The sequence below is a fragment of the Sphingomonas citricola genome (assembly GCF_019429535.1).
Lineage (GTDB): Bacteria > Pseudomonadota > Alphaproteobacteria > Sphingomonadales > Sphingomonadaceae > Sphingomonas > Sphingomonas citricola.
In genome coordinates, this window is sequence record NZ_JAHXZM010000002.1 from 299,999 (window position 1) to 313,642 (window position 13,644).

At 68.7% G+C, this 13,644-nt stretch carries 16 protein-coding genes and 1 tRNA gene; 8 read left to right on the top strand and 9 right to left on the bottom strand.

Annotation, left to right across the window (positions count from 1 at the left end; all coding sequences use genetic code 11):
• Positions 1–13: 13 nt before the first annotated feature.
• The gene (locus KZ810_RS05305; RefSeq protein WP_219767962.1) at positions 14–808 is read right to left on the bottom strand and encodes an NUDIX hydrolase; all 795 of its coding nucleotides are present in this window, start codon (positions 806–808) and stop codon (positions 14–16) included.
• A gap of 313 nt (positions 809–1,121) precedes the next feature.
• Here KZ810_RS05305 and KZ810_RS05310 point away from each other — a divergent pair, with 313 nt between their 5' ends.
• A complete protein-coding gene (locus tag KZ810_RS05310; protein WP_219767963.1) occupies positions 1,122–2,483 on the top strand; it encodes a DUF2171 domain-containing protein in 1,362 nt (453 codons plus the stop codon).
• A 156-nt stretch (positions 2,484–2,639) separates the two neighbouring features.
• The gene (locus KZ810_RS05315; RefSeq protein WP_219767964.1) at positions 2,640–3,806 is read left to right on the top strand and encodes a glycosyltransferase; all 1,167 of its coding nucleotides are present in this window, start codon (positions 2,640–2,642) and stop codon (positions 3,804–3,806) included.
• Between the two features lie 27 nt (positions 3,807–3,833).
• On the opposite strand, the gene KZ810_RS05320 is transcribed toward KZ810_RS05315, so the two are convergent.
• From KZ810_RS05320 to yajC, 4 genes are read right to left on the bottom strand one after another with little or no spacing between them, the layout of a single operon-like run.
• On the bottom strand, positions 3,834–4,202 hold the full coding sequence (locus tag KZ810_RS05320; RefSeq protein ID WP_258044469.1) for an MTH938/NDUFAF3 family protein: 369 nt from the start codon (positions 4,200–4,202) through the stop codon (positions 3,834–3,836).
• Positions 4,203–4,245: 43 nt separating this feature from the next.
• On the bottom strand, positions 4,246–5,220 hold the full coding sequence (secF, locus tag KZ810_RS05325) for a protein translocase subunit SecF (RefSeq protein ID WP_219767966.1): 975 nt from the start codon (positions 5,218–5,220) through the stop codon (positions 4,246–4,248).
• Between the two features lie 13 nt (positions 5,221–5,233).
• Positions 5,234–6,826, bottom strand: coding sequence for a protein translocase subunit SecD (gene secD, locus KZ810_RS05330; RefSeq protein WP_219767967.1), 1,593 nt, complete (start codon positions 6,824–6,826; stop codon positions 5,234–5,236).
• Between the two features lie 14 nt (positions 6,827–6,840).
• Complete coding sequence (gene yajC, locus KZ810_RS05335) at positions 6,841–7,182, bottom strand: preprotein translocase subunit YajC (protein WP_219767968.1); 342 nt, start codon at positions 7,180–7,182, stop codon at positions 6,841–6,843.
• A 154-nt stretch (positions 7,183–7,336) separates the two neighbouring features.
• Between yajC and KZ810_RS05340 the strand changes: the two genes are divergently transcribed.
• From KZ810_RS05340 to KZ810_RS05355, 4 genes are all read left to right on the top strand, one after another.
• Positions 7,337–7,648, top strand: coding sequence for a putative quinol monooxygenase (locus tag KZ810_RS05340; RefSeq protein WP_219767969.1), 312 nt, complete (start codon positions 7,337–7,339; stop codon positions 7,646–7,648).
• A gap of 120 nt (positions 7,649–7,768) precedes the next feature.
• Positions 7,769–7,845, top strand: a tRNA-Pro gene (locus KZ810_RS05345).
• Positions 7,846–7,956: 111 nt separating this feature from the next.
• Positions 7,957–8,493 carry a glycoside hydrolase family 108 protein gene (locus tag KZ810_RS05350; RefSeq protein ID WP_219767970.1) on the top strand — a complete coding sequence of 179 codons (537 nt, stop codon included), beginning with the start codon at positions 7,957–7,959 and terminating at the stop codon, positions 8,491–8,493.
• Between the two features lie 159 nt (positions 8,494–8,652).
• Positions 8,653–9,057 carry a 3TM-type holin gene (locus tag KZ810_RS05355; RefSeq protein ID WP_219767971.1) on the top strand — a complete coding sequence of 135 codons (405 nt, stop codon included), beginning with the start codon at positions 8,653–8,655 and terminating at the stop codon, positions 9,055–9,057.
• Between the two features lie 4 nt (positions 9,058–9,061).
• On the opposite strand, the gene KZ810_RS05360 is transcribed toward KZ810_RS05355, so the two are convergent.
• Entirely contained in the window at positions 9,062–9,259 is a 198-nt protein-coding gene (locus KZ810_RS05360; protein ID WP_258044470.1) for a hypothetical protein, read from the bottom strand.
• A gap of 203 nt (positions 9,260–9,462) precedes the next feature.
• On the opposite strand from KZ810_RS05360, the gene hslV reads away from it, so the two are divergent.
• Complete coding sequence (gene hslV, locus KZ810_RS05365) at positions 9,463–10,008, top strand: ATP-dependent protease subunit HslV (protein ID WP_219767973.1); 546 nt, start codon at positions 9,463–9,465, stop codon at positions 10,006–10,008.
• An 8-nt stretch (positions 10,009–10,016) separates the two neighbouring features.
• Positions 10,017–11,318 (top strand): ATP-dependent protease ATPase subunit HslU, encoded by a 1,302-nt coding sequence (hslU, locus tag KZ810_RS05370; protein ID WP_219767974.1) that lies wholly within the window; start codon positions 10,017–10,019, stop codon positions 11,316–11,318.
• Positions 11,319–11,343: 25 nt separating this feature from the next.
• Here hslU and pgeF read toward each other — a convergent pair whose 3' ends face one another.
• From pgeF to KZ810_RS05385, 3 genes are read right to left on the bottom strand one after another with little or no spacing between them, the layout of a single operon-like run.
• Positions 11,344–12,111 (bottom strand): peptidoglycan editing factor PgeF, encoded by a 768-nt coding sequence (gene pgeF / locus KZ810_RS05375; protein WP_219767975.1) that lies wholly within the window; start codon positions 12,109–12,111, stop codon positions 11,344–11,346.
• The gene (locus KZ810_RS05380) at positions 12,108–12,623 is read right to left on the bottom strand and encodes a GNAT family N-acetyltransferase (protein WP_219767976.1); all 516 of its coding nucleotides are present in this window, start codon (positions 12,621–12,623) and stop codon (positions 12,108–12,110) included. The genes pgeF and KZ810_RS05380 overlap by 4 nt, the downstream gene beginning before the upstream one ends.
• Positions 12,620–13,612 carry a class I SAM-dependent methyltransferase gene (locus KZ810_RS05385; RefSeq protein ID WP_444547600.1) on the bottom strand — a complete coding sequence of 331 codons (993 nt, stop codon included), beginning with the start codon at positions 13,610–13,612 and terminating at the stop codon, positions 12,620–12,622. Before KZ810_RS05385 ends, KZ810_RS05380 begins: the two co-directional genes overlap by 4 nt.
• Between the last annotated feature and the right edge of the window lie 32 nt (positions 13,613–13,644).

A 13,644-nucleotide genomic window follows, 5' to 3' on the forward strand; every position in this document is an offset into this window, starting at 1 on the left:
CCCGCACCCGCGCTCACCCCCGCAGCGCCTGGTCGATCGCCTCCGACGTCACCGGATAGCCGAGGTCCTCGGGTATGCAGAGCCGTTCCTCTCCCTCGCGCTGCTCGGCCCAGGGCGTCACGACGCGCACGGGCGTCGCGCGGGCGTGCGCGACCGCCTCGTCGAAGGATGCAAACTGCGCCAGCCGCTCGAGGTTGCGGCGGGTCGGAAAGATGATCGACAGCCGGCCCGCATCGGCCTGCGCCAGCACCTCGTCGGCGCTCGCCCACGCCAGCCGGACGTTCTCGGTCCGGTCGACGCTCGCGCCCGGCGCGTCGGCGGGCAATCGCGCGAGATAGAAGCGCGTGTCGAAGATCCGCATGTGGCGGTGCGCCGGGCGCCAGCGCGCGAACGGCACCAATTGGTCGAGGTCGAGCGCGACGCCGGCGTCGCGCAGCACCTCGGCGAACGACGCGCCGGCGTGGAGCGCGCGCCGCATCCCGTCTAGTGCCGCCGCCGACGGCATCGGCGAGAGCCCGATCGGCAGCCCCGCCTCCTCGATCGTCTCGCGCACCGCTGCGATCCGCGCGGCGACCTCGCCGTCGTCACCGGGCGCGAGCGTTTGCGCGAGCGTTTCGTCGCCCGGATCGACGCGGCCGCCGGGAAACACCATCGCGCCGGCGGCGAACGCCATCTTCTGCGCGCGTTCGACCATCAGCAGGTCTGGCGCGCCGCTCTCGCGCTCGCGAAAGATCACCAGCGTCGCCGCCGGGATCGCGGGCGGCAGATCGGCATCCTCGACTGCCGCGCGGGTAGGATGATCGCTCATGCGCACACCCGATCATGACTGTCGGGCCCCCGATCAATGCTGCCTGTCGGTGCCGGCGCGTTTGCGACCATCATGCGCTCTCCTCTTGATTACGTTCATCGGGTGATGCCTGCCCGCGCGCAAGTGGGCGACGCCGTTCGACCTGCCGTCAGACCGGCACGCGCGGATATCTTGATGTGGATCAAGCGAGCTTCGGTTGCGACGAGCGCCCGTTACGTGGCCGAAACGGCAGGAACGAAGGATCGGCCCGGGGCTTTTTCCCTCCCGCACGACGCAGACAATCGGCGCGTTGCTGTCCAGCAAGGAGGACCTAATGGGCTACGAACGTTACCCGCGCGGCACCAATCCGCAGGGCGATTATTACAATCGCGAAGAGACGCAGGACTATGGCCGCGACTACGGCTCGGGTCGTCAATACAGCTATTCGAGCGCGCGCGACTATCAGTCGGCGGGCATGATGGGCCGCGACGACGACCGCGACGATCGCGGTGGACGCGACCGCGACGGATCGGGCTCCTACGGGCAGCGTGAGTATGGCAACGCCGGCTACGCGCGCGACTACAACCGCGATCGCGACGACCGCGGCTACAGTCGCTCGGACGACGGCCGGTCGAGCTACGGCTCGAACTACGGCGGGTCGGATTATGGCCGCTCGAACTACGGCCAATCCAACTATGGGCAGTCCAACGATGGCCGCTCTAGCTACGGTCAGTCCGACTACGGGCAGTCGCGCCAATATGGTCAGTCGGGCCAGTACGGCGCGTCGGGCAGCAACGAGTATCACGGCAGCTACGGCTCGGACGGGCGTCGCTTCGTCGACGTCGGCAACCGCAAGCATTGGGACGACGACAACGATCGCAACCGCAGCTACGGCCGCGGCGAGCAGACCCGCTACGGCGGCAACGACCGTGGCGATTCGCAGCGCGGCGGCAATTACGGACGCGCGCCGCAGGGCTACGACTATCAGGACCGCGGTTTCTTCGCGCGCGCGGGCGACGAGGTCCGTTCATGGTTCGGTGACGAGGATGCCGAGCGTCGCCGCGAGATGGACAACCGCTACGACGAGCGCGAGTATAACCAGCGCGACCGTCACGATCGCGACTCCGATTACCACCACTGGCGCTCGGGCCAGATCGCGGCGCTCGACCGCGACTATGACGAATATCGTAGCGAGAACCGCACCAAGTTCCAGAACGAGTTCAGCTCGTGGCGCACCAACCGCCAGACGCAGCGCGACGCGCTCGACAAGGTGAAGGAGCATGCCGAGGTCGTCGGATCGGACGGCAGCCACGTCGGCACCGTCGACAAGGTGCGCGGCGACCGCATCCTGCTGACCAAGAACGACGTCGACGCGGGCGGCCAGCACCACTCGATCCCGTCGAGCTGGATCCAGTCGGTCGAGGACAAGAAGGTGACGCTGTCGAAGACCGCCGACGAGGCGAAGAAGCAGTGGCGCGACGAGGAAAACAAGCAGGCGATGTTCGGTTACGGTGATCGCACCAGCGAGAACACGGCCGGCCAGCGCTCGCAGTCGACCGCGACCGGCTACGGCAGCGGTGAGAGCACGTCGGGTATGTCGACCGGCACCACAGGTGCGAGCAGCTCGGCGACGGGCACGGGCAGCACAGATACCAACCTCAACAGCAGCTTTTCCGGTACCTACCAGAACAAGTAAGCGTTGAACGACAGGTAAGCGAAGGGCCCGGGCGGAAACGTCCGGGCCTTTCTGCGTCTGCGCCGTCCCGCCGGCCCTCAACGAGCCCGCGCATGTTCCGATCACGTGGGCCGCACGCGTCCAGTCGTTAACCCTCGCCGCCTATACCCCCGCCGCATGCGCGTGCTCACGCTCTCCACGCTGTTTCCCGACGCGACCCGGCCCAATTTCGGCATCTTCGTCGAGCGGCAGACGCTTGGGCTCGCCGCGCACCCGGACGTCGACCTGCGCGTCGTCGCCCCGGTCGGCCTGCCGCCGTGGCCGCTCGCGCGACACCCGCACTACCGCGCGCTCGGCCGACTGCCGCTGCGCGAGACATGGCACGGCCTCGACGTGCGACGTCCGCGCTTCACCGCGCTGCCCGGGACTGCCGGGCGTTTCCATGCCGCGGCGCTCGCGCGCGCGCTGCGCCCCGTGCTCGACCGGGTGCGAGACGATTTCGCCTTCGACGTGATCGACGCAAGCTTCTTCTTCCCCGACGGGCCGGCCGCGGTGGCGCTCGGCGCGCGTTACGGCGTGCCCGTCTCGATCAAAGCGCGCGGCGCGGACATCCACCATTGGGGCCGCGCCCGCGCGACCGCATGCCAGGTCGCGGCAGCGGGGCAGCGTGCCGACGGGCTGCTCGCGGTCAGCGCCGCGATGCGCGACGACATGCTCGCGCTCGGGCTGCCCGCCGCGCGCATCCGCGTCCATCATACCGGCGTCGATCTCGATCGCTTCGCCCCCGCCGCGCGCTCTCGTGCGAAGCGTGAGCTCGGCGTCACCGGACCGCTCATCGTCTCGGTCGGCGCGCTGATCCCGCGCAAGGGCCACGACATCGTGATCGCGGCGGTCGCCGACCTTCCGGGCGTGACACTCGCGATCGCGGGGGAGGGGCCGGAGCGAGCGCGGTTGACACAATTGATCGCCGCACGCGGGCTCGCCGATCGTGTCCGCCTGCTCGGCAGCGTCGCGCACGCCGATCTGCCGCGCTGGCTCGCCGCGGCTGACGCGACCGCGCTCGCGTCGTCATCGGAAGGGCTCGCCAATGCCTGGATCGAATCGCTCGCGTGCGGGACGCCGATCGTTATCGCGCACGCGGGCGGCGCGCGCGAGGTGGTGACCGATCCTGCCGCGGGTCGCGTCGTCGCGCGCACGCCGACCGCCTTCGCCGCGGCGCTTCAATCATTGCTCGCCGATCCACCCGCGCGCGGCGACACGCGCCGCCATGCCGAGCGGTTCACCTGGGCGGCGAATACCGCCGCCTTGTACGATCACCTGTCTGGCTTGATCGCGCGGCGCTGACGTGGCGCGCAGTCGATCGCGCCGGAGCTATGCGTCGATCGGGTAGAGCGCCGCCACCACCTGACGGTCCTCGGCGCGCAGTACGCCCCAGGCGCGCGCGGCGGCGCGGCTGTCCATCGCCTCGATCCCGATCCCGCGCGCCTCCAGCGCCGCAATCAGCGCGCGCGGCGGCCGCGCGAGGTTCGCGCCCGTCCCCAGCAGCACGAACTCCGGACTATCGGTCAGGATCGCCGCCAGCGCCGCCTCGTCCAGCTCGGCGAGCGGCGGGGGTGACCAGCCGTCAGCGCGCGTCGGCGTCAGCGTGAGCGCGGTGTAGACGTTCTCGTCGACGCGAAACCCGCTCGGCCCCATTGCGCGGATCAGCGGACCCGCGGCGCCCGCACGGTCCATCCGCATCGATCCGCCGCCCCGCGTTACCATCCGCGCGTCACCATCATCGTCAGTTCCGCGGTCCGACGCGCTCGGCATTCTCGATGCCGCCGCGTCCCGGCCGCGCCGCGCCGCCCTCGGGCTCGGCGCGCAGGCCGAGCGAGATCAGCAGCGACGACGACACGTAGATCGACGAATAGGTGCCGACGAAGATGCCCAGGATCATCGCCGCGGTGAACCCGCGCAGCACGTGCCCGCCGAGGAACAGCAGGGCGCCGAGCGCGAGCAGGATCGTCACCGAGGTCATGACGGTACGCGGCAGCGTCTCGTTGACCGACAGGTTGATGATCTCGCGCATCTCCATCTTGCGGTACCGCCGCATGTTCTCGCGGATGCGGTCGTCGATCACGATCTTGTCGTTGATCGAGTAACCGATGATCGTCAGCACCGCGGCGACGATGTTCAGGTCGAACTCGAACTGCGTCAGCGCGAAGAAGCCGAGCGTCATCAGCAGGTCGTGGACGATCGCGACGATCGTCGATACGCCGAACTGCCATTCGAAGCGGAAGATAGCGAACAGGCCGATGCCGAGGATCGCGAGCACGATCGCGATCGCGCCGTTGCGCACCAGCTCGCCCGATACCTTGCCCGACACGGTCGAGTAACGCAGGAACGTCGCACCGGGGAATTTGGCGGCGAGCGCTGCCTCGACCTTCTTCACCGCAGCATTGGTCGCGCCCTCATCGCCGCCCGACTGAACGGGCAGCCGGATCGACAGCGTGGTGCCGTCGCCGATCGGCTGGATGTTGGCGTCGCCGACGTTCTGCTGCTCGATCACGGTGCGGACCTGGTCGATCGGCGGCTGCGCGGCGAACCGCTCCTCGATCATCAGGCCGCCTTCGAAATCGACGCCGAAGTTCAGGCCCTTGTACACGGTCAACCCGACCGCGATCACGCTGAGCAGCAAGGTCAGCCCGAACGCGATGCCGCGCAGCCGCACGAAATCGATGTTGGTGTTGTCGGGGACGAGCTTGAGGAGTTTCATGAGTGCGCCCGGCTCAGATGTTGATCGTCTTGGGCTTGGTGCGGCGCACCCAACCGGCGACAAGCATGCGGGTAAAGGTGACGGCGGTGAAGACGCTGGTCGCGATGCCGATCAGCAGCACCACCGCGAACCCCTTCACCGGGCCCGAGCCCAGCAGGAACATGATGATGCCCGAGATCGCGTGCGTCACGTTCGCCTCGAAGATCGTCCGGCTCGCTTCCTTGTAGCCGAGCTCGATCGACTGCACGACGCTGCGCCCGCGATGGAATTCCTCGCGGATACGCTCGTTGATCAGCACGTTCGCGTCGACCGCGGTGCCGATCGTCAGCACAAAGCCCGCGATGCCCGGCAGCGTCAGCGTACCCCCGATCAGCGCCAGCACGCCCAGGATGACGAACACGTTGATGACGACCGCGAGGTTCGCGTACGCGCCGAAGCGGCCGTAGGTCACCAGCATGAACGCGACCACCAGCGCGACCGCGACCGCGGAGGCGATGATGCCCGCGCGGATCGAATCCTTGCCCAGATCGGGGCCGACGGTCGATTCCTCGACCACCTTCAGCGCCACTGGCAGCTTGCCCGAGCGAAGCGCGATCGCGAGCGCGTTGGCGCTTTCCGTGGTGAACCCGCCGTTGATCGCGGCGCGCCCGCCCAGGATCGGCTCGTTGATGTTGGGCGCGGAGATCACCGAATTGTCGAGGATGATCGCGAACGGCTTGTTGACGTTTTCCTGCGTCACGCGCGCGAAGCGGCGCCCGCCCTGCGCGTCGAAGGTGATCGACACCTGCGGCGCGTTGGTCTGCGGTTCGAACTCCTGCCGCGCGTCCGACAGCATGTCGCCGGTGATGATCGCGGAACGCTTCACCGCGATGAAGCCGAACTGGCTGCCGGGATACGGCAGCACTTGGCTGCCCGCGGGTGCCTGCCCCTTGGCGAGCTGCGCGGGATCGGCGTTCTGGTCGACCAGCTTGAACTCGAGCTTGGCGGTCTTGCCCAGCAGATCCTTCAACGCCTGCGGGTTGCCCAGGCCCGGGACCTGCACGACGATGCGGTTCGACCCCTGCCGGATGATCGTCGGCTCGCGCGTGCCCAGTTCGTCGATGCGGCGGCGCACGACCTCGGTCGCGTCCTGCATCGCGCGGTCAACCGCCTGCGCGAGACCCGCCTGCGTCGGCGTCAGCACGAAGCGGCTGGTGTCGACGACCTGGATGTCCCATTCGCGCTGCCCGGTCATGCCCGCGCCGCCGCCGGTGATCGCGAGCAACCGTTCGCGCGCGGCATCGACTTGGCTCGGATCGCGCAGCAGGAACGACAATTGCCCGCCGCGGCTGGAGATGTCGCCGATCTCGATCCGCGGGTTCTGGCGCCGCATCTCGGTCTGGACCTGCTCGCGCATCGCCTCGACCCGCGTCGCCGCGACGTCGTTGGTGTCGGCCTCGAGCAGCAGGTAGCTGCCGCCCGCCAGATCGAGCCCCAGGTTGATCGTCGGTATCTTGACCGGCAGTCGCGCGTTCAACCCCGGCACCACGCTCGGGATCGCGAGCGCGACCAGCACGGCCAGGAACGCCCAGATCGAAACGACCTTCCAGCGCGGGAAATCAAGCATCGTGGCGATCCGGCTCAGTCGTTGGCGGGCTTGGAGCCGAGCGGCGTGATCTCCGCCAGCGTCGCCTTCACCACGCGGACGCGGGTGTTGGGTGCGATCTCGACCTCGACGAAGGCGTCCTCGACGCGCGTGATCTTGCCGACCAGCCCGCCCGCGGTGACAACCGAATCGCCCTTCTTCGCCGCCGCGACCGCGTCCTGCAGCTTGCGCACGCGCGCCTGCTGCGGGCGGATCATCAGGAAATAGAAGACGATGAAGATGAGGAACAGCGGCGCGAGGCCGAGAAAGCCGCCGAGTGCGCCGTTCGCGGATGCGGCGCCGCCGGCTGCCTGCGCATAAGCTGGGGAGATGAGCATCGTTTCCATGCAAAACCGGGGGTGCGCGTGAGGGATGCCCACGCGCAGGAAGTCTCGGCCGCTACCATCAGGCGGGGGTTGGCGCAACCGGCGCGCACCGATATGCCCTTGGGCGATGCGCGGCGGACACGCGCGGGAGCGAGAGGACAAGCCGATGACGATCCTGGTGATGGGCACGATCAAGCTGGGCGAGGGCGAAGGCGCGAAGGCGGCAAAGATGCTCGCCGATCACGTCGCGACCGTGCTGACCGAGGAGGGATGCGAGGAATACAGCTTCGCCTTCGACGCGGCCGACCCCGATCTCGTCCGCGTCGCCGAACGCTGGTCGTCGCCCGAGGCGCTCGCCGCGCACGGGCAGGCCGACCACCAGAAAGCCTTCGGTCGCGCGCTGCGCGCACACGCACCTGCGTCGATGAAGATCGATGCCTGGGACGGCCAGCATTCGCGCAACCTGATCGGGGGCTGACTGCAGGGGGCGTGCGGCGGGCGTGAGCAGCGGTGCGTGCTGCTGCCATCGTCCGTTCGGGCACCCGCCACACATTCGCTTGCATCCGCGCGCCGCGGCGCGTAATGGCCGCCGCTCGGTCGGGGCGTAGCGCAGCCTGGTAGCGCATCACACTGGGGGTGTGGGGGTCGCAGGTTCGAATCCTGTCGCCCCGACCAATTCAATCATTGTCGGTCACGGAACGGCGCTCGGGCGATTTGCCGTCGCGCGCTGTCCTACACGCGTGTGTTCACGCAATGTTCTTCCCTTCATCACGGGGAAGCATTCACATGATCGACCAATTGATCGACGCCGTCATCGACCGCGAAGGCGGCTATTCGCATCATCCCGCCGACCGCGGCGGCGCGACCCGCTTCGGTATCACCGAGGCGGTTGCGCGGGCGAACGGTTTCGCCGGCGAGATGCGACATTTCTCGCGCGCCGCGGCGGTCGCAATCTATCGCCGCGTCTATTGGGTACGCCCGCAGTTCGACCGTGTCGCGACGCGCGCGCCCGCGCTCGCCGCTGAATTGTTCGACACCGGGGTCAACATGGGGCCAGCGGTCGCGACGAGCTTTCTCCAGCGCGCGCTGAACGCGCTCAACCGCGGCGCGAGCGATTACCCGGACGTGACGCTCGACGGTCGCATCGGCGAGCAGACGCTCGCCGCGCTCGACCGGTATCTCGCCACGCGCCGCGCGAGCGGGGAGGTGGTGCTCGTCAAGGCGGTCGAGGCGTTGCAGGGCGAACGCTACCTGGCGCTGGCCGAACAACGTCCCGCGAATGAGGCGTTCCTCTACGGCTGGCTCGCCAACCGGCTCGGCTGACCGCAGCGGGGCCTGGAACGTGCCATTGCCCGCGGTGTCGTCACCGTCGCGCGCCCTCCCGCACCCCCACGCGCACGCGCACGCACGCATAGGGGTGCGACTTTTGTGACCTTCCGGCCGCCCGCCGGCCGCGTCATCGACCCATTCAGGAGCCTCATCATGGCCATTCCCGCCACCGACGTCGTCGCCCCCATCGCGGGCGTGCTCGACCGGATCATCCCCGACCAGCAGGCGCGCGACGCCGCCAAGCTCGAACTGCTTCGGCTTGATCGCCATGAACTGACCAATCTGTACGCGGCGATGACCGGCGCACGTACGCCCACCCCCGCAGCCGATCGCTGGTCGACCCGCGCGCGGCCGTCGTTCCTCTACGTCATGTACGCGTTACTGCTTTGGAGCGTGCCGCTGGGGTTGATCGCCGCGGTCCGCCCCTCAGCGGCGCAGGCGATCGCACGCGGGATGACCGCATATCTGAACGCGCTGCCCGAACCGCTCTACGCGCTCTTCGCGACGGGCTACCTCGGCTACACCGTCGCGCGCGAGTGGGGGAAGCGCCCGCGCTGACGCGTCACGCGCCCGCGGCACCCCCGCTCGCCGCGCCGTCCCCCGCACCATCGTCGTCGGAATAGGCGCGTTCGAGGTAGAGTTCGGCCATCTGATAATGCGCGCGACACGCCGCGGGATTCTCCGTCGCGCTGGCGGCCTCGATCTCGGCCTCCGCGCGGCGGTTGTAATATTCGCGATCGTCGTCGTCGTCGGTACGCACGCACCATCTCCTTGGAGGGAAAGATCGCATGCGCGTGTTTCCCTTGTTTTGCTACAACATAGGAAATGGTGCGCCGGTTTTCTGCATCATCGCACGCACTAGTTTCGTGCCCGTCGGCGGGGGGCGGCGCGGGGCGGCGGGGTTGGCACAATCCCGCGCCGCTACCTACATGGCGCGCCATGAGCGGGAACGATCCACATTCCATGCCGGTCTGGCACGGCACCACCATTCTCTCGGTCCGGCGCGGCGGCAAGGTCGTCGTCGCGGGCGACGGCCAGGTCTCGATGGGACAGACCGTGATGAAGCCCAATGCGCGCAAGGTCCGCACATTGGGTAAGGAAGGAAAGGTCATCGGCGGCTTCGCCGGCGCGACCGCCGACGCCTTCACGCTGTTCGAGCGGCTGGAGGCGAAGCTGGAGCGCCACAACGGCCAGTTGATGCGCGCCGCGGTCGAGCTCGCCAAGGACTGGCGCACCGACAAGTATCTGCGCAATCTGGAGGCGATGATGATCGTCGCCGACCGCGACGTGACGCTGATCCTGACCGGCAACGGCGACGTGCTGGAGCCGGAGGCCGGGATCGCCGCAATCGGATCGGGCGGCAATTTCGCGCTCGCCGCCGCGCGTGCGCTGGTCGACTATGAACAGGATGCCGAGACGATCGCGCGCCGCGCGATGAAGATCGCCGCCGACGTCTGCGTCTACACCAACGACCGCCTCGTCGTCGAAACCCTCGACTCGGTCAATTGAGTTTTCCCATGCAAGACAATCTGACGCCCAAGGCGATCGTCGCCGCGCTCGACGCGCACATCATCGGACAGCGCGACGCGAAACGCGCGGTCGCGGTCGCGCTGCGCAACCGCTGGCGCCGCCAGCGGCTCGGCGCCGATCTGCGCGACGAGGTGACGCCCAAGAACATCCTGATGATCGGGCCTACGGGGTGCGGCAAGACTGAGATCAGCCGCCGTCTGGCGAAGCTCGCCGACGCGCCCTTCGTGAAGGTCGAGGCGACCAAGTTCACCGAGGTCGGCTACGTCGGCCGCGACGTCGAGCAGATCGCGCGCGATCTCGTCGAGGAAGCGGTGCGACTGGAAAAGGAACGCCGGCGTCTCGCGGTCAAGGACAAGGCCGAGGAGGCGGCGATGAACCGCCTGCTTGACGCACTCGTCGGCAAGGATTCGAGCCAGGCGACGCGCGAGAGCTTCCGCCAGCGTTTCCGCGACGGTCACCTCGACCAGACCGAGATCGAGCTCGAACTCAGCCAGACTCCGCAGATGCCGTTCGACATTCCCGGTGGCGGCTCGGTCGGGATGATCAATCTCGGCGAGATGATGGGCAAGGCGTTCGGCAACAACGCGCCCAAGCAGCGCCGCAAGCTGCTCGTCCCCGCCGCGTGGGAGAAGCTGGTCGAGGAGGAAGCCGACAAGCGGCTCGACCAGGACGAGGTCAGCCGCGTCGCGCTCGCCGACGCGGAAGCGAACGGCATCGTCTTCCTCGACGAGATCGACAAGATCGCGGTGTCTGACGTGCGCGGTGGCTCGGTCAGCCGCGAGGGCGTCCAGCGTGACCTGCTGCCGTTGATCGAGGGGACGACCGTCTCGACCAAATACGGGCCGATGAAGACCGATCACATCCTCTTCATCGCGAGCGGAGCCTTCCACGTTGCGAAGCCGAGCGACCTCTTGCCCGAACTCCAGGGCCGCCTGCCGATCCGCGTCGAATTGAAGGGGCTGAGCGAGGACGATTTCGTCGCGATCCTGTCCGACACCAAGGCGTCGCTGCCCGCGCAATACAAGGCGCTGATCGCCACCGAAGGGGTCGAGGTCAGCTTCACCGACGACGGCATCCGCGCGGTCGCGCGCATCGCGGCGGAAGTGAACGGCGAGATCGAGAACATCGGCGCGCGCCGGTTGCAGACGGTGATGGAAAAGCTGCTCGAGGAAGTCAGCTTCGACGCCGAGGATCGCCGCGGCGAGAGCCTCGTCGTCGACGCGGCTTACGTCGAGCAGCAGCTCGCCAGCGTGGCGCGCAACGCCGACCTCAGCCGCTTTGTCTTGTAAGGCTGCTCGCCGGGCTGGCCTATCGTCAGCCCGGCAGGCCGATGATTGCGATCTGCCGCCCGTAATCGGGCTCGCCGCGGTGCGTCGCGCGGCGATAGCTGAAGAAACGCTGTTCGTCGGTGTAGGTGTCGAGCCCCAGCGCCTCGATCCGCCGTACTCCCGCGGCGGCCAGACGGTGCGCGACATAACCTTCGAGATCGAATTGCGCGTGGTCCGCCCGGCCGTCGGCGAAGAAGCGCTCGTTCGCCGCGTCCGCTTCCTCGAAACGACGCCGGAAGCCCGCGTCGACCTCGTAGCTGCTGCGCGCAATGCACGGTCCGATCGCGGCGACGATCCGCGCCCGCTCCGCGCCGAGCGCTTCCATCGCATCGATCGTCGAATCGGTCACGCCGCCCAACGCCCCCTTCCACCCGGCATGTGCCGCGCCGACCACCCCGGCCGCCGTGTCCGCCAGCAGCACCGGCGCGCAATCCGCGGTGACGATACCAAGCGCGAGCGCGGGGTTGTCGCTGACCAGCGCGTCGGCGTGCGGTCGAACACCGTTCGAAAATGACGCGCGCACCGTGACGCAATCGGCGGAATGGATCTGGTACGGCGTCAGCAGCGTCGCGCCCGGCCTGACTGCTTCCAGCGCCCAGGCGCGGTTGGCGGCGACCACGCCGCCGTCGTCGCTCGACCCTGCCCCCACGTTCAGCCCGGCAAAGACGCCCTCCGACGCGCCGCCGCGCCGCCCGAGAAAGCCGTGCGGCACGCCAGCGAGCACGCCCGCACGGATCACCTCGACGTCACTCACAACGCCAGCCGCATGATCAGGTCGCGATCGATCTGCGTCCCCGTCTGGAACGCGTAGTCACCGACGTGGACGAAGCCGTGCTTCTCGTAAAAGCGCCGAGCGCGGGCATTCTCCTCCCACACCGTCAACAGCAGGTTCGACGCGCCGCGCGACTGCGCGATCCGGCGCGACCAGTCGAGCAACGCCTGTGCGACGCCGTGGCCGTGGAAGTCCGCGTCGACGTAGAGCTGGCGCAACTGATGTGCGCCGCGCGCATCCACCTCGTCGGTGAAGATCGGCGCGCTCATCTTGGCATAACCGATCACGCGGCCATCGCTCATCGCCACGCGGTAGTCGAACGCGGGGTCGGGCAGGTCGCGGATCAGCGCGCCGTCCTCACCGAACGCCTCGGCCAGATAACGCTCGATGTCCGCCGGTGGCGCGGAATGGCCGAACGTGGTGAGCCAGACGCGTCGCGCCATCGCGTCGATCGCGGGGCCATCGTCGGGCAGGGCGTCGCGGTAGACGATCATCGGAAACCCGCCGGCTCGGGCCAGTCGCGGTGCGTCACCGCCATCACGCGGAACGACTCACCCATCTCCTCGACCAGCCGGCGGCGATCCTCCGCCACGCGCGGCCCGAGCGCCGCGGCGCGTGCGTCGATGCCGAGCGCGGACAGGAATGCGCCTTGCCCGACCGGGCCCGAGCGGGCGCAGCCGGATGCCTCCGCCGCGAGCCCCAGCGTCGCGAAATCAACGTGCGCGGTCAGGTCCTGCTCGCCCGGCGCCTCGAACGGATGGGCGTAGGCGTGGCCGCGCACCGCCTGCAACGTGTCGCCGACCGCTGGCCCTTCGTAGCCGTAATCGATCACCAGCATCGCGCCGCCCCGCGCCTCGATCAGCGCCGCGAGCCCCGCCATGATCGCGACGCTGGCGGGCGAGGTCTCGACCACCGATCCGGGTGCGGCACCGTCGAGCGCGTCGGGCATGATCCCCGGCGGCATCGCGGCTCCCGCGATCGGCAGGAACAACGTGTCCTGACAAGCGACCAGCCGCTCGCGCCAGCCATCGGGGCCGCGCACCAGCTGCCGGATCGGCAGCGCGTCGAAGAATTCGTTCGCGACGACGATGAGTGCGCGATCGACCGGCAGCGTGGACACGTCATCGTGCCACGTCGCGTCGGGCACGGCGCGCGCCTGGATGTCGCGCAACGCCGGGCTGTTCTCGACGAAATGAACGGGCGGCGTCAGCCCCGCCGCGCGCATCGCTCGCAGCGCATCGGCGGTCAGCGTACCGCGTCCGGGTCCGAGCTCGACCCAGGCGACCTCGGGGCGTCCGGCGCGATCCCACAGGTCGGCCGCCCACAGCCCGATCAATTCACCGAACATCTGGCTGATCTCGGGCGCGGTGGTGAAATCGCCCGCGGCGCCGAGCGGATCGCGTGTCGCGTAATAATGCGCGTTGGTGGCCGCCATGAACTGGCTGACCGGGATCGGCCCGCCCAGCGTGATCGCGCGCGCCAACCGCTCGGCGAGAAGCGGTTCGCCCGTTGGCG

Excerpts from the sequence above, each read along its gene's own strand:
- KZ810_RS05380 (WP_219767976.1), bottom strand. The coding sequence starts at position 12,623 with ATGATCGTCTACCGCGACGCCCTGCCCGACGATGGCCCCGCGATCGAC.
- KZ810_RS05310 (WP_219767963.1), top strand. The coding sequence starts at position 1,122 with ATGGGCTACGAACGTTACCCGCGCGGCACCAATCCGCAGGGCGATTAT.
- hslV (WP_219767973.1), top strand. The coding sequence starts at position 9,463 with ATGCCGGTCTGGCACGGCACCACCATTCTCTCGGTCCGGCGCGGCGGC.
- KZ810_RS05320 (WP_258044469.1), bottom strand. The coding sequence starts at position 4,202 with ATGCGGATGGACCGTGCGGGCGCCGCGGGTCCGCTGATCCGCGCAATG.
- KZ810_RS05350 (WP_219767970.1), top strand. The coding sequence starts at position 7,957 with ATGATCGACCAATTGATCGACGCCGTCATCGACCGCGAAGGCGGCTAT.
- KZ810_RS05355 (WP_219767971.1), top strand. The coding sequence starts at position 8,653 with ATGGCCATTCCCGCCACCGACGTCGTCGCCCCCATCGCGGGCGTGCTC.
- KZ810_RS05340 (WP_219767969.1), top strand. The coding sequence starts at position 7,337 with ATGACGATCCTGGTGATGGGCACGATCAAGCTGGGCGAGGGCGAAGGC.
- KZ810_RS05315 (WP_219767964.1), top strand. The coding sequence starts at position 2,640 with ATGCGCGTGCTCACGCTCTCCACGCTGTTTCCCGACGCGACCCGGCCC.
- KZ810_RS05305 (WP_219767962.1), bottom strand. The coding sequence starts at position 808 with ATGAGCGATCATCCTACCCGCGCGGCAGTCGAGGATGCCGATCTGCCG.
- secD (WP_219767967.1), bottom strand. The coding sequence starts at position 6,826 with ATGCTTGATTTCCCGCGCTGGAAGGTCGTTTCGATCTGGGCGTTCCTG.
- secF (WP_219767966.1), bottom strand. The coding sequence starts at position 5,220 with ATGAAACTCCTCAAGCTCGTCCCCGACAACACCAACATCGATTTCGTG.
- yajC (WP_219767968.1), bottom strand. The coding sequence starts at position 7,182 with ATGCTCATCTCCCCAGCTTATGCGCAGGCAGCCGGCGGCGCCGCATCC.
- hslU (WP_219767974.1), top strand. The coding sequence starts at position 10,017 with ATGCAAGACAATCTGACGCCCAAGGCGATCGTCGCCGCGCTCGACGCG.